Source organism: Pararhizobium sp. A13, from assembly GCF_040126305.1.
Taxonomy (GTDB): domain Bacteria; phylum Pseudomonadota; class Alphaproteobacteria; order Rhizobiales; family Rhizobiaceae; genus Pararhizobium.
The window spans coordinates 1,448,355-1,472,486 of record NZ_CP149510.1 but is presented as its reverse complement, the minus strand read 5'-3'; the positions used below and the strand labels follow the sequence as shown (position 1 = coordinate 1,472,486).

The following is a 24,132-nucleotide window of genomic DNA, read 5'->3' as shown; positions in this document are numbered from 1 at the left end:
AGCACGGCAAGCGTTTTGATTGGCTTCAACCGGTCTTTAAAATTTTAGGCGTCCTGCTTTTTCATATGCAGGATCTCGTCAAGGACGATCGCGCCGGCGCCAATCGTAATGAAGCTGTCAGCGAGATTGAACACGGCAAACGACCATGTCGGCAGATGAAACAGCACATAGTCGATAACGTAACCAAGCAGCAGGCCATCAATGAGATTGCCGATGGCGCCGGCGATGATCAGCGCATAGCCGAGATGCGTGAAGTAACGGCTATCCGGTGTCTTTCGCCAGAGCCAGATGACGAAGGCAACAACGACGACCCGGAGACCAATGATGAACCAGCGCTCGACGCCCGAGAACAGCGAAAAGGCAACGCCGTAGTTATAGACGCGGTGCAGCGCGAGGAACGGCAGCACGGCCACGTCCTGCCCATAGGGAAGCCAGAGCTCGACCGCAGCCTTGATCGCCTGGTCGAGCAGGACCGCGACGACGATGAGGACCGCGATGGGCAGCGGACGGGAAAACAAAGCCGGACGATGCGTCATGCCTTGGCGTCCAGTATCAGGAGATGGCGGCGCGCCTCGAACAGCATGATGCCGGTGGCGATCGCCAGATTGAGCGAATCGGCGCGGCCCTGCTGCGGAATACGCGCAAGTGCGGTCGCCTCCTTTGCTAACTCGTCCGGCAGGCCCGCCTGCTCGTTGCCCATCAAGAGAACGACCGGCTTCTTGCGGTAATCGATGGTGCGGTAATCGACGGCGCCCGCGAGATGCGTGGCAACGACCTGAACGCCGGCAGCCTTCTGCCATTTGACGAAATCGGCGACGTTGGCGCGGATGACCGGCATGGCAAAGACCGAGCCCATGGTCGCCCGCACCGTTTCCAAGGAGAAGGGATCCGTGGTTTCGCCGATCAGGATGACGCCGGATGCGCCTGCCGCGTCGGCGGTGCGGATGATGGTGCCGAGATTGCCGGGATCGCGGACGCGATCGAGCGCCACATAGGTCTCGCCGAGTTCCGGCCTGATATCCTTCAGGCTCGCATAGCGCTGCTCGAAGACGCCGACGACCATCTGCGGATTGTCACGGCGGGTGATGGCCGACAGCACCTTTTCGCTGACTTCCAGCACCAGACCGCCGGTCGATACCGTCTTCAGCGCCACCTGCTCGACCTGCGCCTTGCCCTTGGCCGCCTTGGCGTAGACAAGCGTCTTGATGGTCCAGCCGAGATCGAGCGCGTCGATGACAAGCTTCAGCCCCTCGGCGATGAAGGAATGGGTCTCGTCGCGGTCCTTCTTGTGGGACAGCGCCTTGATGTCCTTGATGATCGGATTGGCAAGGCTGGTGACTTCCTTTACCTGGCCGACGCGGCGGGGGCCGTGGTCCCTGTGGTCATAGTTCATTTCGGCACCCATCGGCTGAAAAGGGAGGTGGAAAGCGCCCGGCCCGGTTCATTGCCGTCAAGCCCGCCTTCCCTCAAGATAAGTTCGCCCGATTCCACGGCGCCACCGCGCCCGCGCATCGTCTCGCGCATCAGTTCGTGGATGGAATAGAAGCTCGCGCGGATCGAATAGGCCGTGAGCACGAGGCCCCTCGCCTCCGGCGACAGTATCTCGCGGCAGATGTCGAGCATCAAGGCGAGATGGTCAAAAAGCTGCCAGACCTCGCCATTCGGGCCACGGCCGAATTTCGGCGGGTCGGTCAGAATGATATCGTAGCGGCTGCCCCGACGCTCCTCGCGTTGGATGAACTTCATTGCATCCTCGCAGATCCAGCGGATCGGCAGATGCTCGGCACGGCCCAGTGCCTGGTTTTCCCGCGCCCAGCCGATCGCCTTCTTGGAGGCATCGACGTGGGTCACCTCTGCACCGGCCTTGGCGGCGATCAGCGAGGCGACGCCGGTGTAGCCAAAGAGATTGAGCACTTTCAGCGGCCGTCCCGCCGTTTCGATCTCACCCTTCATCCAGCTCCAGTGGGCGAGCTGCTCGGGAAAGACACCGACATGGCGGAACGCGGTGAAGCGGCCATAGAACTCGGCATCGAGGATCTGCATCGGCCAGGTCTCGCCGAGCGCATCCTTCGGAAACCGCCAGCGGCCCATGCCGTCCTCATCGGTATCGCCGGTGAAGATCGAGTCCGCATTGTCCCAGACATGCGACGGCAGCGTCTTCGGCCACAGCGCCTGCGCCTCGGGCCGCACGATCCGGTAAGGCCCGTACTGCTCGAGCTTCAGACCGTCGCCGCTGTCGATCAGGTGATAATCACGCGCGCCCTTTGTCTCGAGGATGACCGGAATGCGCTCCTGCGGCTTTGCGCCGCTGCGGATACGAACTTCGGCACGGGGCGGCTGGCTCTCGGGCACCGCCGTCCTTGCGGCGGCCTTTTGGGTGGCCGATATGTCTACGCCTTTGCGAACGAAAGGAACGCCATCGCCACGCGCCGGATATGCCTGCGATGTTTTCTGGGCCAACGGTTTGCCGGCGCTTGGCGGTTTTCCGCGCGCAGCCACCGCCTGCCCGGCTTTTCCCTTGGGCCGTCGATCTTTGTCTTTCACTCGGGGTCGTCCGTCATCTGCTACGGTTAAGCGCTGCAAATAGCACTGCTCCTCCTGTTGGCAAAGCTGATTCACGTCTTACATAGACCAGCACAACCGCGACGAGGGAGAATCAACATGGAAATGAAGGGGGAAGAGCGCATCGCCGCTCGCCGGGACGCTGTCTGGGCGGCGCTCAACGACCCCGACATCCTCAAGCAGTGCATCCCGGGCTGCCATTCGATCGAGCGAAAGTCACCAACCGAGTTTTCGGCGTCGCTGAAGGTGAAGATCGGTCCGATCCCGGTGGTCTTCTCCGGCAATATTACGCTTTCGAACGTCAACGCGCCGATCAGCTATACGATTTCCGGTCAAAGCGCAGGCGGTATCGCCGGACTTGCGAAAGGCCGCGCCGATGTGAGGCTCACCGAATATGGCGACGAGACCATATTGGCCTACGACGCGAGCGCGGAAATCGGCGGCAAGCTGGCGCAGCTCGGATCGCGGCTGGTGGGCTCAAGCGCCAGCAAGCTGGCGACAAAGTTCTTTTCCGATTTCAGCGCCGCCGCCAACGCCGTGTCGGAGGCCTGAAGCCTATTTCGATGAAACGGGAAGCATGGTCTGCGACGCCATGGTTTCCGCGCGGGTACGATGTTTCTCAGCCTCGGCATGCCACTTGAGCGCTTCGCCGGCCTCGTTGCGCGCCCGCTTGCGATACTTGCCCTGGCTGAACCAGGTGGCAAGAGACCCGAGGATCATGCCGACGATCACGGCAAGAAACAGAAAGACGAAGAACGGCGCCGAGGCGGACAGAACGCTGTCGGCCGGGTTGAACGGGTTGAGCGCCAGCGTAACCATCTGCCGGTTAGCGACCGACAGAACGATCAGGACGACGCCGATCGGAACCAGCACCACGATATTCACCAGCTTCTTCATCATCATTCCGTCTCCGTCATTCTGCCAGCCCGACGCAAGGGCACTTTGATCTGCGGCATAATTTTGTCCTTAAATTCGGTGCGATCCAAGGAATTATGCAGGCGCATCGAGCGGACTGTACGGCTCATTCATCATCTTCATCGTCGGAACCGGGATTGAGCCGCTCGCGCAGTTCCTTGCCGGTCTTGAAGAAGGGAACCCATTTTTCCTCGACGAACACACTGTCGCCGGTGCGCGGGTTGCGCCCAGAGCGCGAAGGCCGGTTCTTGACCGAAAATGCACCGAAACCGCGCAATTCGACCCGGTTTCCGCCAGCCAGGGCATCTGTGATTTCATCGAGAACTGCGTTGACGATATTTTCGACATCACGGTGATAGAGGTGCGGATTGCGAGCCGCAACAATCTGCACCAGTTCTGACTTGATCACTGTCGCCCCCTCTTGTGAATTTACGTTTGTTCTTAGAGTGTTATGCCCATCGGATGGCCATGTCCACCTGTTGTGCAGGAAGCCAAGCCGTTTTCAAGCCTTCCAAAAACGGCAGACAAGAGGTCATCGGGTGTTTTAATCGCTGCCAACCTGCCAAACGGAAACCAGACCGTCAAGAAACAACTTCTCGTGACCCATTTTTTCGAGGTTGCCAAGGAGCGGAAAAGCCTCAGATCCCAAGGATTTGAGCCATGCGACCGCGGCCGATCCCAACCCGAACGGCAAGGACGTGCTGGGCGCCATCCACTCGATAATCTCAAGGTCCTTGGCGACCTTGCGGCCGTTCAGAAAGGCGCGGATCTCCTCATCGCCGCCGAGTTCGTCGACCAGCTTCAGCTTGAGCGCCTGGCGGCCGGTAAAGATGCGTCCGTCGGCAAGCTGCAGCGCCTCGCCGCGTGGCATTTTCCGCCGGTCTGCGACGAGATCCACGAACCAGTTGAAACTGTCATCGATCATCGCCTGGATCACCGCCTTGGCCGCGTCGCTCGGCGGGTGGAAAGGCGAAGGCTCCGCCTTGAGCGGCGAGGATTTGATCTCCTCGAGCGAGACGCCGACCTTGTCCATCAGGGTCTTGATCTGCGGGTATTGGAAGAGAACACCAATCGAACCGGTGATCGAGGTCTCGCCTGCGATGACGCGGTCACCGGCAAGCGCGATCATGTAGCCAGCCGAGGCGGCCAGCGTGCGAATATCCGCGACGACCGGCTTCTTGGCCGCCACCTTGCGGATGGCCTTGAACAGCACTTCGCCGCCATAGGTGGTTCCGCCCGGCGAGGTAATGGTGACGACCAGCGCCTTGACGGCATTGGCTTCGGCGATGCGATCAAGACGCTCCAGCAGTTCGCGGTCATCCTGGATGATTCCGGAGATATGAACCCGCGCGATGTGCGGTCGGCTGAAAGCTCCCGTCTGCCCCGCGTTCGAATAGACATACGCCGCTATGCCTGCGCAAAGTATCAGAGCGATGGACACGAGTCGCCAGAAACCGAGTTTCCGCCGAAGCTGCCGCCGGTCGGCGATAGCGAGTTGATCCATGACTTTCCTCCTCTTCAAGGGCGGCAGAGAAACGAACAATCGATCGCCGCAGCACCGCCACGTTGTAACCCGGTTTGAACAAAATTCGAGCCTCCATTGTCGCGGAACAAAAAAATCTCCATATTCACGGCCACTCACATCGCTGGCCAGCAGCTCCTCTGTGCATTTGCGCCGCGATGATTTTGAACGACAGGCTATTTCATGTTGAATGAAGTGCAATTTTCCGGCGCCTTGCCGCATTCGGGGCCGACCCTCGCCGATGCTTACACGGTGGCCGCTCGCCATTCCCGGCTGGTCAGGCGGCTGAAGATCATCTTGCCGCTGTTGGCCGTTCTGATCGGCGCGGTTTTCGTTGCCGTCTCAGTGGTGCGTGCCTTCCTGCCGGAAAACCTGCAGATCGAAAACGCGACGATCGAAAATGGCAAGATCGTCATGCAGAATCCGGCAATCTCCGGCCGCAACAAGCAGGACATCAGCTATTCGATGAAAGCGGTGCGCGCGCTGCAGGACATCGCCAATCCCGACATCATCACGCTTGAGACGATCCATGCGGAGATGCCCGTCAACGACACACTGATCGCCATCGTCGAGGCGACTAGCGGCATCTACGATCGCGGCGGCAACACCTTGAATATGAACGCGCCTTTCAGCATCAGCATGAACAATGGCATTGTTGCCGATTTCCAGACGGCCTACCTCGACATCAATGCCGGCGAGATGGAAACCAGGAAGCCGATCGCAATCAGCATGAACGGCGGTTCCATTGTTGCACAGTCGTTGAGAATGACGGATAAGGGACGCATTGTTACATTTGAAGGCATGGTGAAGGTCGTCGTCGACCCCAAAACCATTCGCAAAACCGCAAACTAGAAAACCGGTGCACATATGTCGGCCATTTCCGCCTTTTCCTTTCGGCTTGCCGGAACATTCATTGTCTTAAGCCTTTTCGCCAGCACCTCGGTGTCTCCGGCTACTGCCCAGGAGACGAAGAGCAAGATAAAGGGGCTCGAACTTTCCAACGACGAGCCAATCCAGATCGAAAGCGACAAGCTGGAAATCAAAGACCCTGAAAGCAAGGCTATTTTCACGGGCAACGTGAAGGTCGTGCAGGGAACGACGACGTTGCAGGCCGGCAACATGGTTGTCTATTACAAAAAAGGCGGCGGCGCGATTTCCAGCGGCAATGCCGATATCGACCGCATCGAGGTCGACAAGAAAGTGTTCCTGCAATCGGGCACGCAGCAGGCGACCGCCGATAGCGGCGAATTCAACCTGACGGCGCAGACGCTGGTGCTGAAGGGCAAGCAGGTCGTTCTGTCGGAAGGCAAGAACGTCTTCACCGGCTGCCAGTTGAACGTCCAGATGGATACCGGCGAAGCGCAGCTCGAAGCTTGTGGCGGTCGCGTCCAGATTCAGCTCGACCCGAAGTCCCAGAAAACGAACTGATGCAGACGCCGACGTGAACATCCCCTTCCTTCACAAACACAAGCGGGCCGGCAAGCACGATGCGGCCGCCCCGGCCCGCGTCGTCGACAAGGCGCGCTACGAAGGCACCTTGATCGCGCGCGGCTTGACGAAAGCCTATCGCGGGCGCCGGGTCGTCAATGGCGTCTCGCTGGTCGTGCGCCGTGGGGAAGCTGTCGGCCTTCTCGGACCCAACGGCGCCGGCAAGACGACCTGTTTCTACATGATCACCGGCCTGGTGCCGGTCGATGAGGGCTCGATCGAGATCAACGGCAACGACGTCACCACGATGCCAATGTATCGCCGCGCCCGCCTCGGCGTCGGCTACCTGCCGCAGGAAGCCTCGATCTTTCGCGGCCTGACCGTCGAGGAGAATATCCGCGCCGTTCTCGAGGTTCACGACAAGAACCGCGACCGGCGCGAGAGCAAGCTCAATGAGCTGCTCGGCGAGTTCAACATCTCCCACTTGCGCAAGTCGCCTGCCGTGGCGCTTTCGGGTGGCGAACGACGCCGCCTGGAAATTGCCCGTGCGTTGGCGACCGACCCGACCTTCATGCTGCTTGACGAACCCTTCGCGGGCGTCGATCCGATTTCGGTTGCCGATATCCAGGCGCTGGTGCGGCACCTGACATCGCGCGGTATCGGCGTTTTGATCACCGACCATAATGTTCGCGAGACGCTGGGCCTGATCGATCGCGCCTATATCATCCATGCGGGCGAAGTCCTGACACATGGGCGCGCCAACGACATCGTCACCAATGCGGATGTCCGCCGCCTTTATCTCGGCGACAATTTCAGCCTTTGAGGCACATTCTCTTTCGTCGATGGTAAACGAGAATTGCGGCGGCAGACGAAAATCTGCCGCTTCCGGGACATTTCTCTTGACCATTAGCCGGATTTTGAGCAAATTTCGCTCACCCGCCGATGCTGCAGCGCAACATGCCAACAGCAACCATTTCGCAGGTTCCGACGACATCACCCCGGAGCATCGTAGGCGGGGCCTCGCCTTGCAGCTTTGCGCATTTTACATGCTTATTGCATAGAAAAATGCCCGATCGCCTCGATATTCATCTTATTTCCCATGAGTGCTTGACCAAACCCCATTAATAAGCAATTTTTGGGCCAGTTGAAGAATTGGCGAATTCACACCACAAAAGATGAACGCCGGCTCGGAGAATTGAGGGGAGTTTCGCGTCCGCATGGCCCTGTCAGCCAGCCTCTTCCTGCGTCAAAGCCAGACCCTGGCAATGACACCGCAACTGATGCAGTCCATCCAGCTGCTGCAGATGACGCATTTCGAGCTGAATCAGTTCATCGAACTGGAAGTCGAGAAGAATCCGCTACTGGAATTCGCAGGGAATGACGACGCTTCCGGGGCCACGGACCGCGCCGGCAAGGACGAGCTCCATATCACGCCCGATGAACGCAGCGAGCGCGACAACGGCGACACCGCGACCTTCGATCCACTGGGCGACGTCTACGACAGCGCGACGTCGGTGACCGGCGAACGAATGAGCGAGCAGCTCGACGCCAATTTCGAGAATGTCTTTCCCGACGACATGACGCCGCAGCGGGCCGATGCACCGGAATTGCTCAGCCAGTGGAAATCCATGCCGGGCGGCGGCGAGGGCGAAAATAGCGACGGCTACGATCTCGACGATTTCGTCGCCAACCGGGTGACGCTGCGCGATTTCCTCAATGAACAGGTGCCCTTCAGCGTGCACGGCGCAGCCGACCGGCTGGTTGCCCAGCACCTGATCGACCAGCTCGACGAGGCCGGTTATCTGCATGCCGATATCAGCGAGATCGCCGAGCGATTGGGCTGCGCGACGGCCGATGTGGCGCGGGTGCTCGACAGCCTGCAGCAGCTCGATCCGCCCGGTGTTTTCGCTCGAACCCTGAGCGAGTGCCTGGCCATCCAGTTGCGCCTGCGCGACCGGCTCGACCCCGCCATGGCGGCACTGCTCCAGCACCTGGAACTGCTTGCCCGGCGTGACTTCGCCAGCCTGAAACGCATCTGCGGCGTCGATGAGGAAGACCTCATCGACATGCTGGCGGAGATCCGCAAGCTCGACCCGAAGCCCGGTACCAGTTTCGAGGCAAGCCCGTCCGAGGCTATCGTTCCCGATATCGTCGTGCGTCCGGCGCAGGATGGCAGCTGGGCCGTGGAGCTAAACCCGGATACGCTGCCGCGGGTGCTGGTCAACCAGACCTACTACGCCACCGTTTCCCGCCACGCGCCGAAGAACAGCGCCGATCATGCTTTCCTGACCGAATGCCTGCAGACGGCCAACTGGCTGACTCGCAGCCTCGACCAGCGCGCCAAGACGATCATGAAGGTGGCGACAGAGATCGTCCGGCAGCAGGACGCGTTCTTCGTCAACGGCGTCGACCACCTGCGGCCGCTCAACCTGAAGACCGTCGCCGACGCCATCAAGATGCATGAATCGACTGTCAGCCGCGTCACGTCGAACAAATACATGCTGACGCCGCGCGGCCTGTTCGAGCTGAAATACTTCTTCACGGTCTCGATCGGATCGGCCGAGGGTGGAGACGGGCACTCGGCGGAATCGGTACGCCACCGCATCCGCAACATGATCCTGCTGGAAAGCCCGGACGCGGTGCTTTCAGACGACGATATCGTCGATATCCTGAAGAAGGGCGGCGTCGATATCGCCCGCCGGACGGTGGCGAAATATCGCGAGGCGATGAACATCCCCTCCTCGGTCCAGCGCCGCCGGGAAAAACGGGCGATGGCCAAGGTCTCGGCCTGACCAGGCGACTTGCGGAGTGCAGGGCGGCTCCGTGCGTGCCACCAAAGGCACGTCCCGGACGTTGTCCCCGTTATCCCAGCATTCAACAGGACTGACGCCCGCAATCCCGACCTTGTTAACTCTTCGTTTGACTTTTCGAACAACCTGAAGTATGAGGCGGCCGCAATGGACAAGGGCATTAGAGCCCGCCGGAAACATATCCCTCCAAATCCTGGCCTTTGTGACGCAAAATTCGCTTGCGTGCGTGAAATGCTTGGATGACGGATGCGGTTGGAATAGACTGGCTGCGCAAATCACGAAGAGAGAGGAAACTCCATGAGTGTGCGTGTATCCGGTAAACATATGGAAATCGGCGAAGCGTTCCGTCTGCGGATCGAAGACCAGATCGAACAGGCCGTAACCAAATATTTTGACGGAGGATATTCAAGCCAGGTCACCGTGGAAAAGTCTGGATCCCGTTTCAGCGCCGATTGCAAGATACACCTGGATTCAGGCGCTGCCTTGCAGGCCAACGGCCAGGCGAATGACCCGCAAGCTGCGTTCGACGCGGCATCCGAGCGGATTGCCAAACGCATCCGCCGGTACAAGCGCAAGCTCAAGGATCACCACAATGGCAATGGTCATGCAGGATTTGCCGAAGTAGCCTACACCGTGATGGATTCAGTGCCCGATGAAGACGACGAGCTTCCGGATAATTATGCACCGACGATCGTCGCGGAAAGTTCAAAACAACTGAAGACGATGTCTGTCGCAAACGCCGTGATGGCGCTCGACATGACAGACGAACCCGTCCTGATGTTCCGTAGCCCTGGCAATGAGCAGTTGAATATCGTCTATCGACGCAACGATGGAAACATTGGCTGGATCGATGCAGCCAATATCAAGGGCTGAGTGGATCAGATTGAGTACCGGCTCGCCGGTGCTCAATCGACCGCTTTTTTCTGGTGGTGGATGCAGGCAAGACCGTTGACGGTCCGTCAGGAACCACCGAGAAAGATGGATGGAGGCCGCGTCCGGCATTGCCTGCCGAATGCGGTTTCCACCGGCGAACGAGGACAAAAAGAATGGCATTGGCAGGTTTGCTGCAGCAGAATGCGATACTTCCGGCCATGAAGGCCAATTCAAAGAAGCAGTTGCTTCAGGAATTGGCGGCAAAAGCATCCAAAATCACTGGACTTCCCGAACGGGAAATTTTCGACGTCATTCTCCAGCGTGAGCGATTGGGTTCTACCGGTGTCGGCAACGGCATCGCGATCCCCCATGGCAAGCTCGCCCACCTGTCGTCGATCGTCGGCATTTTCGCGCGGCTGGAATCTCCGGTCGATTTCGAAGCGCTGGACGACCAGCCGGTCGACCTCGTCTTCCTGCTTCTGGCGCCCGAAGGCGCCGGCGCCGATCATCTGAAGGCGCTGTCGCGGATCGCCCGTGTTCTGCGCGATCCCGAAATGGTCGCCAAGCTGCGGGCAACGGATTCCGCCTCCGGCATCTACGCATTCCTCAGCGACGACCAGGCCTCCAACGCGGCCTGATCACTGTCTCAATACAGCTTCTGCTGGTTGAGGTGGTCTATGAATATGCGGAAGCGTTCCGCCTGGCTGGAAATGGCCAGGCGCCGGTCAATATTCTTTCGGTGAAAGTGCGCGTACCTCCGGAAATTCCAATCGTTTCGCCGATCGACGCATCGCTGTGGCGAGGGTGAGCCGCACGGTGTTGTGCTGCTGCAGTGTCAGCCATTGGGCTGGCAGTGGGATGGGACCTTCGTTTCTATTTCCGTATCCCTCATGGGATATCGACAGCCGCCCCGCCGTCAACAATAATCCTCGCAACGAAAAACGAGGAGAACGGCGATGGCTGGCAGACTTTCCGGAAAGACGGCATTGATCAGCGGCGGAGCGGGAGGCTGCGGGCTCGCGGCTTCCCAGCTTTTCGCCCGAGAAGGCGCCCGCGTCGGCATTGTCGACCTGCCGCGCAGCAAGGGCGAGGAGGTGGCAGCGGCAATCCGCGCCGAGGGCGGGCAGGCGGTCTTCGCGCCGGCGGACGTGTCCGTATCGTCCGAGGTGAAATCGGCGGTCAAAGCCGTCGAGGACGCGTTCGGCAATATCACCGTTCTCTTCAATCATGCGGGCATTTTGGCCGTCGGGCCGTTCCTTGAGACCGAGGAAGACGAGTGGGATCGGCTGATGGCTGTCAATGTGCGCTCGATGTTCCTGATGACCAAGGCCGTGCTGCCCGGCATGCTGGCCGCAGGCGGCGGCAGCATCGTCTCCACATCCTCGATCTCGGCTGTCGCCGCGACGCCGATGGAGGTGCTCTACGACACGACCAAGGGCGCCTGCCATATGTTCGCCCGCGCCATTGCCGTCGAGTTCCGCGACCGCGGCATCCGCTCCAACGCCGTCTGCCCCGGCTTTATCGCCACTGATCACGGCAAGCGAGAGTTGGTGGGTCTGACAAAATATGGCGTCGATGTCTCCGACGCGGCAATCGCCGCCCAGCAGGGCCGGATGTGCGATCCGATGGAAGTGGCGCAGGCAGCGCTGTTCCTGGCAAGCGACGAATCCAGCTTCGTCAACGGCACGCATCTTTTCGTCGACAATTGTTTTACGGCAGTTTGAGAAACACAGCCGAATCCCAGGGAATAAATCCGTGCCTGACAAATGGATTATCGGCTTAGTGCTCGCGATTATTTTACTTACGCCAATATTCCGGCGTACACAGGCAATTTTTCTTAGAAAGAAATGGAGACCAATCGATACCACTATTTCAAGGAGTTATATCGCTGGATCAGGCGAGGCCAATGCGGTGTTTGTCATCGTCAGATACATTGTTGATGGCCAATTCTACAGCGCCACGATCGACACAAACACGATGGATGAATTCAACTACCGCACTGGAAATCCGATCTCCTTGCTTGTTAACCCGAGGAAGCCCGGAAGCTGCATCATCGATGTCGATTATGACGGCCTCTTGGACAGGTTAGCGAATTGGTTGGCGAGCAATCTCATCAGACTGCAACAGAGAGGCTAGCCAAGGGCCGCTCTAGAAATGAAGCTGAGACACAATAAGACAACAAGGGAGCAACGGATGATGGACGCAGGCGGACACTGGCGAAACTGGGTGGGAAATCAATCATGTATCGTTCGCCAAAAGGGCGCACCCGAGAGCGAGGCGGCGTTATCCGAGATGGTGCGGGAGGCGACGTCCAACGGACTGAACGTTCGCTGTGCCGGTTCCGGACACTCGTTCACGCCAGTGGCGCTGACCAGCGGGCTGCACCTGACGTTGTCCGGCCTGCAGGGCATCACCAATATCGACACGGCGCGCAAGCGTGTTTCCGTGCATGCGGGAACGACGATCAACACGCTCGGTAAGGCGCTGAAGCGGAGCGGCCTGTCGATGATCAACCAGGGCGATATCGACAGCCAGGCTTTGGCAGGGGCACTTACCACCGGCACGCACGGTACCGGCCTTACGCTGGGCAACATGGCCTCGCAGATCGTCGGCATGCGGCTGGTGCAGGCGGACGGGAGCATTCTCGCCATCGACGACAGCGAGCCCGACATGCTGAACGCCGCCCGCGTTTCCATCGGCATGCTCGGCGTCATCTCGGAAATCACGCTGCAGGTGATGGAGAGCTACAATCTGCATGAAAAGCTGTGGCGCTGCACCTTCGACGAATGCATGGAGCAACACGACGATCTCGCCGCCAACCACCGGCATTTCGGCTTCTTCTGGTGCCCGGTGCCGGAAAGCCGCCATTGCTACTGCCTGCCGGACACATCCTCCGTCTCAACGACAACAAGCCTCGCCGATGTCTGCGAGATGAAGACGATCGACATCACCGACCGGCCGCCGATGGAGAGCGCCTTCGAGAAGATCGCCTATTCCTCGGAGATCTACCCGATCGAATACGTTCCGAATTTCCACGAACTGGAATATGCCGTGCCAGTCAGATACGGCAAGCAGGCCTGCATGGAAGTGCGCAAGCTGATGCTGGAAAAACACCCGACCTGCATCTATCCGATCGAATACCGCTTCACCGCCGGTGACGACGGCTGGATCAGCCCGTTCTTCGAGCAGGATTCAATCACTCTGTCGGTTTCCGGCGAACCGGGCACGGACTACTGGAACTATCTCAAGGACGTCGACGATATCCTGCGCCAGTTCGGCTCACGCCCGCATTGGGGCAAGCTGCATTTTCTGGGGGCAGAGGATGTGACGGCGCTCTATCCGCGCTCGGGGGATTTCAAGGCGCTGCGCAACAGGCTGGACCCGGAGGGCCGATTCCTGAACGATCATCTGCGGCAGTTGTTTGGGTAATTTCAGGCGGAGTATGCCGAGGCCCACCCCCCTCTGTCACTGCGTGACATCTCCCCCTCAAGGGGGGAGATCATTCTTTTCCCTTTATACGTCCTGAAGCCAATGGCAATCTCCCCCCTTTGAGGGGGAGATGTCGGCGTCGCCGACAGAGGGGGTTCCGCGGCACATAGACGACTGCCCGTGTCTCAAGCCGCCGGCGTCTCTTCCGTGGTAACGGCCTTCGGGCCGCCCTTGGCGACGCCGACCATGGCGGGACGCAGAACGCGCTCGCCGATCGTGTAGCCGTCCTGGACCACCTGGACGACGGTATTGTTCGGCACTTCGGTGTTCGGAACCTCGAACATCGCCTGATGGAAATTCGGGTCGAACTTCTGGCCGACCGGTTCCAGCTTCTGCACGCCATGGCGCTCAAGCGCCGAAAGCATGGCCCGCTCAGTCATTTCCACGCCTTCGACAAGCGCGTTGAAGCCCGCATCACCCGCCTCGCGCGCTTCGGTTGGGATGGCGTCAAGCGCGCGGCGCAGATTGTCGGAGACGGCCAGCATGTCGCGGGCGAATCCGGCGACGGAATAGGACTTCGCGTCCTTGACGTCGCGTGCCGTGCGGCGGCGCAGATTGTCCATCTCGGCGGCAAGCCGCAGGTAGCGGTCGCGATAATCGGCGGCCTCGGCCCTGGCGAGTTCCAGGGGATCGGGTTCGACAGCGGCGGCTTCGACCTTCTCAGCGGCAGCTTCAGCGTTCACCGCGGCATCTTCGGCTGCGTTGACATCTGCTGCATGTTTGTTCGTGTCGTCGGTCATGACGGTCTCCGGTATGTCGCTATGTTAGGATTTGTAGCCGATATCGAGCTTTGAAGCCGAAAAATCAAGAGTTCAATCGAAAGCTGCCGGAAAAACCAGGCTTTCCTGCGTGATCATCGCGACAGCCGCGACATCAATTGCGCAGTGTAGTCCACCATCGGCACGATGCGCGAATAGTTGAGCCGGGTCGGGCCGATCACACCGACCGCGCCGACGATCTTGTCGTCGCCATCCTTGTAGGGGGCGACGATCAGCGACGAGCCGGAAAGCGAAAACAGCTTGTTTTCCGAACCAATGAAGATGCGAACACCAGGACCGCTTTCGGCGAGATTGAGAATTTCGATCAGGCTGTCCTTCTTCTCAAGGTCATCGAACAGCATGCGCAGCCGGTCGATATCCTCGGCACCGGCGAGCCCCTCAAGCAGATTGGCGCGGCCGCGCACGATCAGCTTTGTCGGGTTTCCTTCCGTTTCACTGCCCGACCAGATGGCGAGGCCCCGCTCGACGAGATCCTGGCTCAGCGTATCGAGTTCGCGCCGGACGGTTTCCTTGACCTTTTCCAGCTGGCCGCGCACTTCCGGCAGCGTCTGGCCGGCGAGATGCGCATTCAGGAAATTGGCTGCCTCGGTCAGCTGCGAACTGGTGACGCCGGCCGGAAGCTCGATGATGCGGTTTTCGACCTGATCGTGTTCGCCGACGAGTACGGCAAGCGCCTTGGCCGGCGCCAGGCGCACGAATTCGACATGTTTCAGCACCGGATCGCTCTTCGCCGTGATCACCAGCCCCGCCCCGCGCGACATGCCCGACAGCATCTGGCTCGCTTCGTTCAGGAGGGTCTCGACGGGCTGGTCGCGGTCGTTGCGGCGCACGTGCCGGTCGATCGAGGCACGATCTTCTGCCGACAGGTCACCCACCTGCATGAAGGCATCGACAAAGAAGCGCAGGCCGATCTGCGTCGGCAGGCGACCGGCGCTGATATGCGGCGAATAGATCAGGCCGAGATCTTCCAGGTCGCTCATGACGTTGCGCACGGAGGCCGGAGACAGCGACATCGGCAACAGCCGCGACAGGCTGCGCGAGCCGAGCGGCTCGCCGCTTTCCAGATAGCTCTCCACGATACGACGGAAAATTTCGCCCGAGCGCTCGTCGAGCGCCGAAAGCCTTTCCCGCATCGCAGATTTATCCACCATCATTCGAACGCAAAACCCATTCTGTTCAGATCAACTGAAATATAGTGATCCCGGCCCGGATAGCAAAAGGGAAATTGGCGCGGAAGCCCTCGCCCCCCAGCACTCGCCCCGTCATTTGTTCTTTTCCTCGCAAGTGATTTCCCTTCCTCCCAACATAGGCTAGAAGGCTGACAAACATCACAGGAGTTCATGATGCGGCCTTCCGGCAGAAAAACCGACCAGATGCGCAAAGTCTCGTTCGAGCGCGGCGTTTCCAAACATGCCGAGGGGTCCTGTCTCGTCAAGTTCGGCGATACGCATGTGCTGTGCACCGCGAGCCTCGAAGACAAGACGCCGCCGTGGCTGCGCAACAGCGGCAAGGGCTGGGTGACCGCCGAATACGGCATGCTGCCGCGCGCCACCGGCGAGCGCATGAAGCGCGAGGCCGCCAGCGGCAAGCAGAGCGGCCGCACCCAGGAAATCCAGCGGCTGATCGGACGCTCATTGCGGGCCGTGGTCGACCTGCAGGCGCTCGGCGAACGCCAGATCTCGATCGACTGCGACGTCATCCAGGCCGATGGCGGCACCCGCACGGCCTCCATCACCGGCGCCTGGATCGCCCTGCGCGACTGCCTTGCCTGGATGGAAGCGCGCAACATGATCAAGGTCGAGAAGGTCCTGAAGGACCATATCGCCGCGATCTCCTGCGGCATCTTTGCCAACCAGCCGGTGATCGATCTTGATTACCTGGAAGACTCGGCTGCCGAGACCGATGCCAATTTCGTCATCACCGGCTCCGGCGGCATTGTCGAGATCCAGGGAACCGCTGAAGGCAAGCCTTTCTCGGAAGAGGAATTCGGCACGCTGATGGGGCTCGCCAAGAACGGCATCGCCGAGCTGGTCGCCCTGCAGAAGCAGGCGATCGAGGGCTAGGCCATGGCCGTGGCATTCGAAGGCATACTGGAGACGGCGCTCTACGTGGATGATCTGGACCGGGCGGAGGCGTTTTACGGCTCCGTTCTTGGGCTCGAAAAGATCAGCCGCGCCGGCAACCGGCATGTCTTCTTTCGCTGCGGTCCCGGCGTTCTCCTGATCTTCAACCCGGCGGAAACAGTGAAGCCGCCGCCGGAAAACGGCCTGCAGGTGCCGCCGCACGGCACACACGGGCCGGGCCATATGTGCCTGCGGGTGCCGGCCCAGGGCCTCGACGCCTGGGAAAACAAGCTGAAGGCCGCCGGTGTCGCTATCGAATCCCGCGTCCAGTGGCCGTCGGGCGCACGATCCTTCTATTTCCGCGATCCGGCTGGAAACAGCCTGGAATGCGCCGAGGCCAGACTCTGGAATTTAGATTGACACAAGGGCGGACGGCCCGGATGAGAAAGACGCAGATGCGCAAGCTCGAAGACAAGACCCTGATCGTCGCCAGCCACAATGCCGGCAAGATCCGCGAAATCCGCGACCTGATCGGCCCGCTCGGTTTTGAGGCGAAATCCGCCGCCGACCTCAGTTTCGTCGAGCCCGAGGAGACCGGCACGACGTTTGAGGAAAACGCGACGATCAAGGCGCTGGCCTCGGCGAAAGCCTCCGGCCTGCCGGCGCTTTCGGATGATTCCGGGCTTGTCGTCGATGCGCTGAACGGTGATCCGGGCGTCTACACAGCCAACTGGGCGGAGACCGCCGACGGCACGCGCGATTTCGCCATGGCGATGGAAAAGATCGAAACCGCCCTTCAGGACGCGGGTGCTACGGCCTTCGACCGGCGCACCGGCCGCTTCGTCTCGGTGCTCTGCCTTGCCTGGCCCGATGGGCATGTGGAATTGTTCCGCGGCGAGGTCGAAGGCCACATCGTCTGGCCACCGCGCGGGACGCAAGGGTTCGGCTACGATCCGGTCTTTCAACCGCTCGGGTACGACACCACATTCGGCGAAATGAGTGCCGACGCGAAGCACGGCTGGTCGCACGGCGATGCCGAGGCGCTTTCGCATCGTGCCCGCGCCTTCAAGCTTTTCGCCGAGACCTGCCTCGGCGCCTGATAGAAACGAACGGAATGGCCACTTTCTCCTCCATCGGTGACAGCACAGACCCCGGCTTCGGGGTCTATGTGCACTGGCCCTTCTGTGCCGCCAAATGCCCCTATTGCGATTTCAACAGCCATGTGCGGCATCAACCGGTCGATCAGCCGCGTTTCGTCTCGGCGTTCCTGACCGAGATGGCGGAAGCCCGCCGGCTTTCCGGTCCGCGCACAGTGACCAGCATCTTCATGGGTGGTGGGACACCCTCGCTGATGGATCCGACAACGGTCGAGGCGGTGCTGAACGGGATCGCGAAATTCTGGCATGTGCCTGATGGCATCGAAATCACCATGGAGGCCAACCCCTCCAGCGTCGAGGCAACGCGCTTTCATGGTTACAGGGCTGCCGGCGTCAACCGCGTTTCACTCGGCGTTCAGGCGCTGAACGACCGGGATCTCAAATTCCTTGGCAGACTGCACAATGTGGAAGACGCGCTGAAGGCGATCGGGCTGGCGCGCGACATCTTCCCGCGCATGTCCTTCGACCTCATCTATGCCCGCCCGAACCAGACGGTCGAGGACTGGGAACGGGAGCTGAAGCAGGCGGTCTCCTACGCCGTCGATCACCTGTCGCTGTACCAGCTGACGATCGAAGAAGGGACCCCCTTCTACGGCCTGCACAAGAGCGGCAAGCTGATCGTTCCCGATGGTGAGCAGTCAGCCGTGCTCTACGAGGCGACGCAGGAGATTACCGAGGGCTTCGGGATGCCGGCCTACGAGGTGTCCAATCATGCCGCCCCCGGCGCCGAAAGCCGCCACAATCTGACGTACTGGCGCTATGGCGACTATGCCGGCATCGGTCCCGGTGCGCACGGACGGCTCAGCATGGGCCGAAACAAGATCGCCACTGCCACCGAGCGCAAGCCGGAAGAGTGGCTGAAAATGGTCGAGGAACACGGCCACGGCATGATCGACCAGGAGGTTCTCGGCCTCGACGAACAGGCCGACGAACTGCTGCTAATGGGGCTGCGGCTGAAGGAAGGCATCGACCTCGTGCGCTGGCAGAGCCTGTCTGGACGCGAACCCGATCCGGATCGCGAGCAGTTCCTGATCGAGCACGGCTTCATCGAGCGCCTGGGCAATTCCCGCCTGCGCTGCACGCCGGCCGGTATGCTGATCCTCGACGCGGTGGTCGCCGATCTCGCCTGCTGAGGCTTCGCTCTATCCAAACTGGACGAGATATTTCCTAAGCAGCCTATCAAGCGCTGCCTGCTCTTCCGGCTCCAGAAGCGCGGTCAGCCGATGCTGGTTGGCGACATGGGCGGTGACGGCGCGCTCGACAAGATCGAGCCCTTCGGGCTTCAGCGCGATCAGGACGCTGCGTCGGTCCTCGGGATTGGTCAAGCGCTCGACCAGGCCCGCTTTTTCCAACTGGTCGATGCGGTTCGTCATCGTGCCCGAGGTGATCATCATCGTCGCCAGCAGATCGCCCGGCGAGAGGCGGTAGGGCTTGCCGGAGCGCCGGAGCGCCGCCAGCACATCGAAACTCGCGGAAGACAGCCCCAGTTCCAGAAACGTCTTTTCGACCTCGCGCCCGAGATAGGTCGTTAGCCGCGCCAGGCGGCCGAGCAGGCCCATCGGCCCGACATCGAGGTCGGGGCGCTCCCTGCGCCATTGTGCCAGGATCCTATCGACATGATCGTTTTCCATGTTCACCGTCCTAGGAAGATTTAATCTTGACGTCAAGATAAATGGCGCTATCCTGATTTTATCTTGAACTCGAGATACTTTAAATGAAGATAAAATCCGCCTCCCCCACCGATATCGCCCTGACCGCCATTGCGCCAGCCATCTGGGGCAGCACCTATCTGGTCACCACGGAATTCCTGCCGCATGGATATCCGCTCACGGTTGCCATGCTGCGGGCCCTGCCCGCCGGTATCATCCTTCTGTTGATCGTCCGGCAGCTGCCGCAAGGCGTCTGGTGGCTCCGAAGCTTCATCCTCGGCGCGCTCAATTTCTCGTTCTTCTGGGCGATGCTGTTCGTCTCCGCCTACCGACTGCCGGGCGGCGTCGCTGCCACCGTCGGCGCCATCCAGCCATTGATCGTCGTGGTGCTGGCGCGCCTGTTGATCGGCACGGCAATCAGGCCACTGGCGATCGTGGCAGGCTTTGTCGGCATAGTCGGGGTCGGCCTTCTGGTGCTGACACCGTCGGCGGCACTCGATCCCATCGGCATCATGGCGGGGCTCGCCGGTGCGGTATCGATGGCCTTCGGAACGGTGCTGACGCGGCACTGGGCGCCGCCGGTCTCGAGCCTGACCTTCACCGCATGGCAATTGACGGCCGGCGGCCTGCTCCTGCTGCCGATCGCCCTGCTCCTCGAGCCCACCCTGCCGGCGCCGACACTGGCAAATGTGCTCGGCATGGCATGGCTCGGCCTCATCGGCGCCGCCTTCACCTATCTGTTGTGGTTTCGTGGCCTGTCAAAACTGGAGCCTGCGGCCGTCGCGTCACTCGGTTTCCTCAGCCCGCTGGTGGCAACGTTGCTCGGCTGGGGCGTGCTTGGCCAGAACCTGTCGCCTGTTCAGCTCATCGGCATGGTGGCCGTGCTGGCAAGCGTCTGGCTGGGACAACGGGCGCAAATGGCCCGACGGCCCGTGGCGCCGCTGGCGGCGGCAGCCGTCAGCCCCTAGCCACTTTTTCCTTCGCCGCAGCAAGCCCCTTGGAAATCGGTCGGATGAAATCGGCGGCCGCGACGAAGCCCTTGGCGAGCACTGGGCGGACGCCGCCCAGCCAGGCGGCGGCGCCAACGCCGGCTGTGGTCAAGCCCACTCGCCCTTGCGCATCACCGGAACCTTGGCGCCGTCCGCGCGAACACCGTCGATATCGACCTCACCGGAGCCGATCATCCAGTCGATGTGGATCAGGCTCGAATTGCCGCCCTGCGCCTTGATCTGCTCCGCGTTGAGCGACGCGCCGTCGAGGAAGCATTTCGAATAGCACTGGCCAAGCGCGATGTGGCAGGAGGCATTTTCGTCGAACAGCGTATTGTAAAACAGGACGCCGCTGGCCGAAATCGGCGAGGAATGCGGCACCAGCGCCACTTCGCCGAGACGCCGCGCGCCCTCGTCGGTATCCAGCACCTTTTTCAGCACTTCTTCGCCCTTGCTGGCCTTGGCCTCGACAATTCGGCCTCCTTCGAAACGGACCTGGATATTGTCGATCAGCGTGCCCTGATGTGACAGCGGCTTGGTGCTCGACACATGACCCTCGACGCGCAGCGCATGCGGCGTGGTGAAGACTTCCTCGGTCGGGATGTTCGGATTGCAGGTGATGCCATTTTTCGCCGTCGACGCGCCGCCATGCCATTCATGGCCATCGGCAAGACCAACCGTCAGGTCCGTACCCGGACCGGTGAAATGCAGCGCCGCGAAACGCTCTCCGTTCAACCAGGACGACCGCTTGGCGAGGTTGGCATTGTGTTCGGCCCAGGCGGCAATGGGATCGGCGACATCGACGCGGGAGGCGGCAAAGATCGCGTTCGCCAGCTTTTCGACGGCGACGTGTTCAGGATCGTCCGGGAACATCTGCTTTGCCCAGGCCGGGTTCGGATAGGAGACGATGTTCCAGTTGATGTCGAAATTGGAGATCTTCTCCAGCGCCGGCTTGTAAGCGATCGAGTTCGCCTTGTTGGCCCGAGCGACCTTGGCCGGATCCTGCGCCGCCAGCATCATCGGGTTGTCGCCGGAAATGGCGAGACGGGCGGCATTCTTGCCGTAAGCCTTGGCCATGCCGTCATAGAGCCAGTCCGTCGCCCGGTCGAAGCTCTCGTCCGGCGCATGCTGATAACGCGCAAGCGTCGTTTCCTCGTCCGAATAGAAGGTTGAGACCAGTCCGGCGCCGGCGATGTAGGCGTGCCTCGTGATCAACCGAACCAGCGGCAAGGCGGCAATCGGAGACGTGATCACCAGATCCTGTCCGCGCTCGAGCCTCAAGCCCACCTTGACGGCGACTTCCGCGAGCTTTTCCAGTTTGACGGGATCGACGGCTTGATGGGCGGGGGAATGGAAGGTCATCGCATATCCTGCTGGCTTGTTAGTCCGAACCACCTGTTTAATGCGCCTCGGACCAAAACAGAAGGCCTTTGCGATCACCGCCCATCACATCATCGGTCAGGCCGCCAGCCGCGGGCCAGAAGGTAAGCATCGTGCCGGCGCAGGAAGACCATGAGGCGCTCCGGATAATCTTCCGTGACCGCGTCGACGACGCTTGGCCGGACCGCAAGCGCCTTGCGCCAGGCATTGACGCGCGGCAACCCATCGAAGATGCCGCTCTCGAACAGAGTTTCGAACAGCTCGAAATAGCGGAACACCGGCGCGAAGACGGCATCGACCATGCTGAAGTGCTGACCCGCGAAATACGGTCGTTCAGCCAATTCCTGTTCAAGTGTTGCGAATTTTGCAGCGAGCGTTCGGCACTTCGCCTCGAACTGTTCAGCGTCCTTCGTTGTCTCGTAAACCCAGAGATCGGCTAGAACCGATGAACCGAATTCCATCCAGCCGCGATGGCGGGCACGGGTCAGCGGATCGGCCGGATGCAGCGGCGCACCAGCTTGGGTTTCCTCCAGATATTCGCAGATCACGGCACTTTCGAACAGGATCGCGTCATCCCGGCCGGCCTGCGGGATCGCCAGCAGCGGCACCTTGCCGAGCGGCGAGATACGCAGGAACCAATCCGGCTTGGCTGCAAGGTCGATATAGCGCCGCTCGAAAGCGACGCCCTTTTCAGACAACACGATCGAGGCGCGTTGGACGTAGGGGCAGAGGTAATGGCTGGCGAGGGTGAGCGTCTCGGATTGCATGGGCTGGGCTCCGGCTATTTATATGCATTTGCATATATTATCATTTGCCAGAACCGTCAAGATATATGTAAATGCATTCATGTCCGATAAAATAGATGCTTCCGAGCAGATAGCGAGCTCCACGCAGGCCTGGATCAACCTGATGCGGGCACAGCAACGGGTGCTTGCCGCGATCGAGCGTGATTTCAAGGCCGCAGGTCTGCCGGGGCTTGGCTGGTACGATGTGCTCTGGGAACTTTCCCGCGCCGACGACGGACGGCTACGGCCATTCGAGATCGAAGAGCGCACACTTCTGGCGCAATACAATCTCTCGCGTCTGATCGACAGGCTGGAGCGGGAAGGCCTGGTCGAACGCCAGACCTTCGACAAGGATGGCCGCGGCCGGTGGGTGCTGATCACGGAAAAGGGCCGCGTCTTGCGTTCGACAATGTGGGACATCTATGCCAAGGCAATCGCAAGGCACGTGGGAGCAAGACTGCCCGAAGCCGACGCTGCGCAACTCTCGGTGTTGCTGTCGCGGTTGCTCTGACGACGTCTTCAGGCAATCAGCGGCGCCGCGACCGCATTCAACGCCTTGCGCGCATCCTCGGGCGCCAGCCGTACCTGCAAGCCACGCTGACCGCCATTGATATAGACCAGCGGCTCGAGGAGCGCTTCCTCCTCGATCGCCGTCGGGACCTGCTTTTTCTGTCCGAACGGACTGATGCCACCGACGTGATAGCCGGTCAGCCGCTCCGCCTCCGCCGGCTTCATCATGTTCGCCGACTTGCCGCGAAAGGCGGCCGCCAGCTTCTTCATGCTGATCTCGCGATCGGACGGCACGACGACACAGACCGGCCTGCCATCCACCTCCGCCATCAGAGTCTTCAGAACACGGCGCGGCTCCTCGCCCAGCGCTTCCGCCGCTGCCATGCCGATCCGGTCGACTGAGGGATCGTAGTCATAGGTATGAACCGAAAAGGCTGCTCCGGCCTTTGTCAATGCAAGCGTCGCACGGGTGCTTTTCGACATGGTTTCCGTCAATTTCGCTAGGAGGATGTTGCGGTTCAGCCCCTGTGAGGGCGAAGATCATCGACCGGAAAAGATACTTTCGTAAACGTCCGGCTTGAACCCGGCGGTGAGCTTTCCATCACGATCCAGCAGCGGCCGCTTGATCATCGCGGGTTGGGCGAGCATCAGAGCGATCACCTTGTCTTCGTTCAAATCCCGCTTATCGGCATCGGAAAGAGCGCGAAAGGTCGTACCGGCGCGGTTCAGCACGGTTTCCCAGCCGAGCGCCGCGCACCAGCGCTGGAGCACCTCGCGGGAGATGCCGGATGCCTTGTAGTCGTGGAAATCATAGGCGACGCCTTGGCCTTCCAGCCAGGTGCGCGCCTTCTTCATCGTGTCGCAGTTCTTGATCCCGTAAACCGTCACGCTCATGCGTCATGCCATCCCTTTGCCAACCGGCAAGCGGGATAGCACGACGCGGACAGGCTGCAAATATGCAAGAGCCGGCTGCGTCAGCGCTCCGCCCATAGCCGCGGTTGTTCACTAGCCGCGTTGCGTTTTTCTGCGGGTTCATGTCCAGGCATACCAGGCAGCATCCTCGAAGCCAGAGCTTTCGCCGCCAGCGAGGAAGACCGCGCTGCGTCAAGCGCCGAGGCGAGATCGGCCTCCTCGAGCCGGAAGCCTTCATCAATATGCGCATTTCCAGAGAGCCATCGTCGCGTGGAGGTCGAGAGGGCCTGCACTGCATGCACGCCCTCT

The 24,132-nt window shown here is 60.7% G+C and carries 30 protein-coding genes; 16 read left to right on the top strand and 14 right to left on the bottom strand.

Going from position 1 to position 24,132, the window contains the following annotated elements; translation table 11 throughout:
- Nucleotides 1–44: 44 nt before the first annotated feature.
- Genes lspA through WI754_RS07095 form a run of 3 tightly spaced genes read right to left on the bottom strand, consistent with a single transcriptional unit; the run spans nucleotide 45 to nucleotide 2,388 of the window.
- Nucleotides 45–536 carry a signal peptidase II gene (lspA, locus tag WI754_RS07105; protein ID WP_349436993.1) on the bottom strand — a complete coding sequence of 164 codons (492 nt, stop codon included), beginning with the start codon at nucleotides 534–536 and terminating at the stop codon, nucleotides 45–47.
- A complete protein-coding gene (locus WI754_RS07100) occupies nucleotides 533–1,393 on the bottom strand; it encodes an RNA methyltransferase (protein ID WP_349436991.1) in 861 nt (286 codons plus the stop codon). The genes lspA and WI754_RS07100 overlap by 4 nt, the downstream gene beginning before the upstream one ends.
- Nucleotides 1,390–2,388 (bottom strand): class I SAM-dependent rRNA methyltransferase, encoded by a 999-nt coding sequence (locus WI754_RS07095; RefSeq protein WP_349437755.1) that lies wholly within the window; start codon nucleotides 2,386–2,388, stop codon nucleotides 1,390–1,392. The genes WI754_RS07100 and WI754_RS07095 overlap by 4 nt, the downstream gene beginning before the upstream one ends.
- Nucleotides 2,389–2,661: 273 nt before the next feature.
- Between WI754_RS07095 and WI754_RS07090 the strand changes: the two genes are divergently transcribed.
- Entirely contained in the window at nucleotides 2,662–3,114 is a 453-nt protein-coding gene (locus WI754_RS07090) for a carbon monoxide dehydrogenase subunit G (protein ID WP_349436990.1), read from the top strand.
- Between the two features lie 3 nt (nucleotides 3,115–3,117).
- Here WI754_RS07090 and WI754_RS07085 read toward each other — a convergent pair whose 3' ends face one another.
- The 3 genes from WI754_RS07085 to sppA form a co-directional block, all read right to left on the bottom strand.
- Nucleotides 3,118–3,462, bottom strand: a complete 345-nt coding sequence (locus tag WI754_RS07085) for a DUF1049 domain-containing protein (protein ID WP_349437754.1) — start codon at nucleotides 3,460–3,462, stop codon at nucleotides 3,118–3,120.
- Between the two features lie 121 nt (nucleotides 3,463–3,583).
- Nucleotides 3,584–3,886, bottom strand: a complete 303-nt coding sequence (locus WI754_RS07080) for an integration host factor subunit beta (RefSeq protein WP_018323897.1) — start codon at nucleotides 3,884–3,886, stop codon at nucleotides 3,584–3,586.
- A 135-nt stretch (nucleotides 3,887–4,021) separates the two neighbouring features.
- A complete protein-coding gene (sppA, locus tag WI754_RS07075; RefSeq protein ID WP_349436989.1) occupies nucleotides 4,022–4,981 on the bottom strand; it encodes a signal peptide peptidase SppA in 960 nt (319 codons plus the stop codon).
- Nucleotides 4,982–5,182: 201 nt separating this feature from the next.
- Between sppA and lptC the strand changes: the two genes are divergently transcribed.
- The 9 genes from lptC (at nucleotide 5,183) to WI754_RS07030 (ending at nucleotide 13,539) form a co-directional block, all read left to right on the top strand.
- A complete protein-coding gene (gene lptC, locus WI754_RS07070) occupies nucleotides 5,183–5,851 on the top strand; it encodes an LPS export ABC transporter periplasmic protein LptC (protein ID WP_349436988.1) in 669 nt (222 codons plus the stop codon).
- 15 nt (nucleotides 5,852–5,866) lie between these two features.
- On the top strand, nucleotides 5,867–6,427 hold the full coding sequence (locus tag WI754_RS07065; protein WP_349436987.1) for an LptA/OstA family protein: 561 nt from the start codon (nucleotides 5,867–5,869) through the stop codon (nucleotides 6,425–6,427).
- Between the two features lie 13 nt (nucleotides 6,428–6,440).
- On the top strand, nucleotides 6,441–7,250 hold the full coding sequence (gene lptB / locus WI754_RS07060) for an LPS export ABC transporter ATP-binding protein (protein ID WP_349436986.1): 810 nt from the start codon (nucleotides 6,441–6,443) through the stop codon (nucleotides 7,248–7,250).
- Nucleotides 7,251–7,644: 394 nt separating this feature from the next.
- Nucleotides 7,645–9,219 (top strand): RNA polymerase factor sigma-54, encoded by a 1,575-nt coding sequence (gene rpoN / locus WI754_RS07055; protein ID WP_349436985.1) that lies wholly within the window; start codon nucleotides 7,645–7,647, stop codon nucleotides 9,217–9,219.
- Between the two features lie 315 nt (nucleotides 9,220–9,534).
- Nucleotides 9,535–10,110, top strand: a complete 576-nt coding sequence (gene raiA, locus WI754_RS07050; RefSeq protein WP_037125477.1) for a ribosome-associated translation inhibitor RaiA — start codon at nucleotides 9,535–9,537, stop codon at nucleotides 10,108–10,110.
- A 173-nt stretch (nucleotides 10,111–10,283) separates the two neighbouring features.
- Nucleotides 10,284–10,748 (top strand): PTS IIA-like nitrogen regulatory protein PtsN, encoded by a 465-nt coding sequence (gene ptsN / locus WI754_RS07045; protein ID WP_037125478.1) that lies wholly within the window; start codon nucleotides 10,284–10,286, stop codon nucleotides 10,746–10,748.
- 318 nt (nucleotides 10,749–11,066) lie between these two features.
- On the top strand, nucleotides 11,067–11,834 hold the full coding sequence (locus WI754_RS07040; protein WP_349436984.1) for an SDR family NAD(P)-dependent oxidoreductase: 768 nt from the start codon (nucleotides 11,067–11,069) through the stop codon (nucleotides 11,832–11,834).
- Between the two features lie 31 nt (nucleotides 11,835–11,865).
- Entirely contained in the window at nucleotides 11,866–12,246 is a 381-nt protein-coding gene (locus tag WI754_RS07035) for a hypothetical protein (protein ID WP_349436983.1), read from the top strand.
- A 57-nt stretch (nucleotides 12,247–12,303) separates the two neighbouring features.
- On the top strand, nucleotides 12,304–13,539 hold the full coding sequence (locus WI754_RS07030) for a D-arabinono-1,4-lactone oxidase (protein ID WP_349436982.1): 1,236 nt from the start codon (nucleotides 12,304–12,306) through the stop codon (nucleotides 13,537–13,539).
- Between the two features lie 185 nt (nucleotides 13,540–13,724).
- On the opposite strand, the gene grpE is transcribed toward WI754_RS07030, so the two are convergent.
- Both grpE and hrcA read right to left on the bottom strand, forming a co-directional pair.
- Nucleotides 13,725–14,339, bottom strand: coding sequence for a nucleotide exchange factor GrpE (gene grpE / locus WI754_RS07025; RefSeq protein WP_349436981.1), 615 nt, complete (start codon nucleotides 14,337–14,339; stop codon nucleotides 13,725–13,727).
- Nucleotides 14,340–14,452: 113 nt separating this feature from the next.
- Nucleotides 14,453–15,532: a heat-inducible transcriptional repressor HrcA gene (gene hrcA, locus WI754_RS07020; protein ID WP_349436980.1), complete on the bottom strand. Its 1,080-nt coding sequence runs from the start codon at nucleotides 15,530–15,532 to the stop codon at nucleotides 14,453–14,455.
- 189 nt (nucleotides 15,533–15,721) lie between these two features.
- On the opposite strand from hrcA, the gene rph reads away from it, so the two are divergent.
- Genes rph through hemW form a run of 4 tightly spaced genes read left to right on the top strand, consistent with a single transcriptional unit; the run spans nucleotide 15,722 to nucleotide 18,731 of the window.
- On the top strand, nucleotides 15,722–16,441 hold the full coding sequence (rph, locus tag WI754_RS07015; protein ID WP_349436979.1) for a ribonuclease PH: 720 nt from the start codon (nucleotides 15,722–15,724) through the stop codon (nucleotides 16,439–16,441).
- Between the two features lie 3 nt (nucleotides 16,442–16,444).
- Nucleotides 16,445–16,861 carry a VOC family protein gene (locus tag WI754_RS07010; protein ID WP_349436978.1) on the top strand — a complete coding sequence of 139 codons (417 nt, stop codon included), beginning with the start codon at nucleotides 16,445–16,447 and terminating at the stop codon, nucleotides 16,859–16,861.
- A 35-nt stretch (nucleotides 16,862–16,896) separates the two neighbouring features.
- Complete coding sequence (gene rdgB, locus WI754_RS07005) at nucleotides 16,897–17,541, top strand: RdgB/HAM1 family non-canonical purine NTP pyrophosphatase (RefSeq protein WP_349437753.1); 645 nt, start codon at nucleotides 16,897–16,899, stop codon at nucleotides 17,539–17,541.
- 14 nt (nucleotides 17,542–17,555) lie between these two features.
- A complete protein-coding gene (hemW, locus tag WI754_RS07000) occupies nucleotides 17,556–18,731 on the top strand; it encodes a radical SAM family heme chaperone HemW (protein ID WP_349436977.1) in 1,176 nt (391 codons plus the stop codon).
- 9 nt (nucleotides 18,732–18,740) lie between these two features.
- Here hemW and WI754_RS06995 read toward each other — a convergent pair whose 3' ends face one another.
- Nucleotides 18,741–19,235, bottom strand: coding sequence for a MarR family transcriptional regulator (locus tag WI754_RS06995; protein WP_349437752.1), 495 nt, complete (start codon nucleotides 19,233–19,235; stop codon nucleotides 18,741–18,743).
- Nucleotides 19,236–19,312: 77 nt separating this feature from the next.
- Here WI754_RS06995 and WI754_RS06990 point away from each other — a divergent pair, with 77 nt between their 5' ends.
- A complete protein-coding gene (locus WI754_RS06990) occupies nucleotides 19,313–20,215 on the top strand; it encodes an EamA family transporter (RefSeq protein ID WP_349436976.1) in 903 nt (300 codons plus the stop codon).
- On the opposite strand, the gene WI754_RS06985 is transcribed toward WI754_RS06990, so the two are convergent.
- The 3 genes from WI754_RS06985 to WI754_RS06975 form a co-directional block, all read right to left on the bottom strand.
- The gene (locus WI754_RS06985; protein WP_349436975.1) at nucleotides 20,205–20,348 is read right to left on the bottom strand and encodes a hypothetical protein; all 144 of its coding nucleotides are present in this window, start codon (nucleotides 20,346–20,348) and stop codon (nucleotides 20,205–20,207) included. The two genes, WI754_RS06990 and WI754_RS06985, sit on opposite strands and share 11 nt — an antisense overlap.
- Complete coding sequence (locus WI754_RS06980) at nucleotides 20,345–21,598, bottom strand: aminopeptidase (protein WP_349436973.1); 1,254 nt, start codon at nucleotides 21,596–21,598, stop codon at nucleotides 20,345–20,347. Before WI754_RS06980 ends, WI754_RS06985 begins: the two co-directional genes overlap by 4 nt.
- Nucleotides 21,599–21,687: 89 nt before the next feature.
- Entirely contained in the window at nucleotides 21,688–22,383 is a 696-nt protein-coding gene (locus WI754_RS06975; protein ID WP_349436972.1) for a glutathione S-transferase family protein, read from the bottom strand.
- A gap of 79 nt (nucleotides 22,384–22,462) precedes the next feature.
- Between WI754_RS06975 and WI754_RS06970 the strand changes: the two genes are divergently transcribed.
- Nucleotides 22,463–22,912, top strand: a complete 450-nt coding sequence (locus tag WI754_RS06970) for a MarR family winged helix-turn-helix transcriptional regulator (RefSeq protein ID WP_349436971.1) — start codon at nucleotides 22,463–22,465, stop codon at nucleotides 22,910–22,912.
- An 8-nt stretch (nucleotides 22,913–22,920) separates the two neighbouring features.
- Here WI754_RS06970 and ybaK read toward each other — a convergent pair whose 3' ends face one another.
- Both ybaK and WI754_RS06960 read right to left on the bottom strand, forming a co-directional pair.
- Nucleotides 22,921–23,394 carry a Cys-tRNA(Pro) deacylase gene (ybaK, locus tag WI754_RS06965; protein WP_349436970.1) on the bottom strand — a complete coding sequence of 158 codons (474 nt, stop codon included), beginning with the start codon at nucleotides 23,392–23,394 and terminating at the stop codon, nucleotides 22,921–22,923.
- Nucleotides 23,395–23,451: 57 nt separating this feature from the next.
- A complete protein-coding gene (locus tag WI754_RS06960) occupies nucleotides 23,452–23,805 on the bottom strand; it encodes an ArsC family reductase (protein WP_349436969.1) in 354 nt (117 codons plus the stop codon).
- Nucleotides 23,806–24,132: the final 327 nt, after the last annotated feature.

Coding starts and splice junctions, on each gene's coding strand:
- lspA (WP_349436993.1), bottom strand. CDS start 536: ATGACGCATCGTCCGGCTTTGTTTTCCCGTCCGCTGCCCATCGCGGTC.
- WI754_RS07100 (WP_349436991.1), bottom strand. CDS start 1,393: ATGAACTATGACCACAGGGACCACGGCCCCCGCCGCGTCGGCCAGGTA.
- WI754_RS07090 (WP_349436990.1), top strand. CDS start 2,662: ATGGAAATGAAGGGGGAAGAGCGCATCGCCGCTCGCCGGGACGCTGTC.
- WI754_RS07085 (WP_349437754.1), bottom strand. CDS start 3,462: ATGATGAAGAAGCTGGTGAATATCGTGGTGCTGGTTCCGATCGGCGTC.
- sppA (WP_349436989.1), bottom strand. CDS start 4,981: ATGGATCAACTCGCTATCGCCGACCGGCGGCAGCTTCGGCGGAAACTC.
- lptC (WP_349436988.1), top strand. CDS start 5,183: ATGTTGAATGAAGTGCAATTTTCCGGCGCCTTGCCGCATTCGGGGCCG.
- WI754_RS07065 (WP_349436987.1), top strand. CDS start 5,867: ATGTCGGCCATTTCCGCCTTTTCCTTTCGGCTTGCCGGAACATTCATT.
- rpoN (WP_349436985.1), top strand. CDS start 7,645: ATGGCCCTGTCAGCCAGCCTCTTCCTGCGTCAAAGCCAGACCCTGGCA.
- raiA (WP_037125477.1), top strand. CDS start 9,535: ATGAGTGTGCGTGTATCCGGTAAACATATGGAAATCGGCGAAGCGTTC.
- ptsN (WP_037125478.1), top strand. CDS start 10,284: ATGGCATTGGCAGGTTTGCTGCAGCAGAATGCGATACTTCCGGCCATG.
- WI754_RS07040 (WP_349436984.1), top strand. CDS start 11,067: ATGGCTGGCAGACTTTCCGGAAAGACGGCATTGATCAGCGGCGGAGCG.
- WI754_RS07030 (WP_349436982.1), top strand. CDS start 12,304: ATGATGGACGCAGGCGGACACTGGCGAAACTGGGTGGGAAATCAATCA.
- grpE (WP_349436981.1), bottom strand. CDS start 14,339: ATGACCGACGACACGAACAAACATGCAGCAGATGTCAACGCAGCCGAA.
- hrcA (WP_349436980.1), bottom strand. CDS start 15,532: ATGATGGTGGATAAATCTGCGATGCGGGAAAGGCTTTCGGCGCTCGAC.
- rph (WP_349436979.1), top strand. CDS start 15,722: ATGCGGCCTTCCGGCAGAAAAACCGACCAGATGCGCAAAGTCTCGTTC.
- WI754_RS07010 (WP_349436978.1), top strand. CDS start 16,445: ATGGCCGTGGCATTCGAAGGCATACTGGAGACGGCGCTCTACGTGGAT.
- rdgB (WP_349437753.1), top strand. CDS start 16,897: ATGCGCAAGCTCGAAGACAAGACCCTGATCGTCGCCAGCCACAATGCC.
- hemW (WP_349436977.1), top strand. CDS start 17,556: ATGGCCACTTTCTCCTCCATCGGTGACAGCACAGACCCCGGCTTCGGG.
- WI754_RS06990 (WP_349436976.1), top strand. CDS start 19,313: ATGAAGATAAAATCCGCCTCCCCCACCGATATCGCCCTGACCGCCATT.
- WI754_RS06980 (WP_349436973.1), bottom strand. CDS start 21,598: ATGACCTTCCATTCCCCCGCCCATCAAGCCGTCGATCCCGTCAAACTG.
- WI754_RS06975 (WP_349436972.1), bottom strand. CDS start 22,383: ATGCAATCCGAGACGCTCACCCTCGCCAGCCATTACCTCTGCCCCTAC.
- WI754_RS06970 (WP_349436971.1), top strand. CDS start 22,463: ATGTCCGATAAAATAGATGCTTCCGAGCAGATAGCGAGCTCCACGCAG.
- ybaK (WP_349436970.1), bottom strand. CDS start 23,394: ATGTCGAAAAGCACCCGTGCGACGCTTGCATTGACAAAGGCCGGAGCA.
- WI754_RS06960 (WP_349436969.1), bottom strand. CDS start 23,805: ATGAGCGTGACGGTTTACGGGATCAAGAACTGCGACACGATGAAGAAG.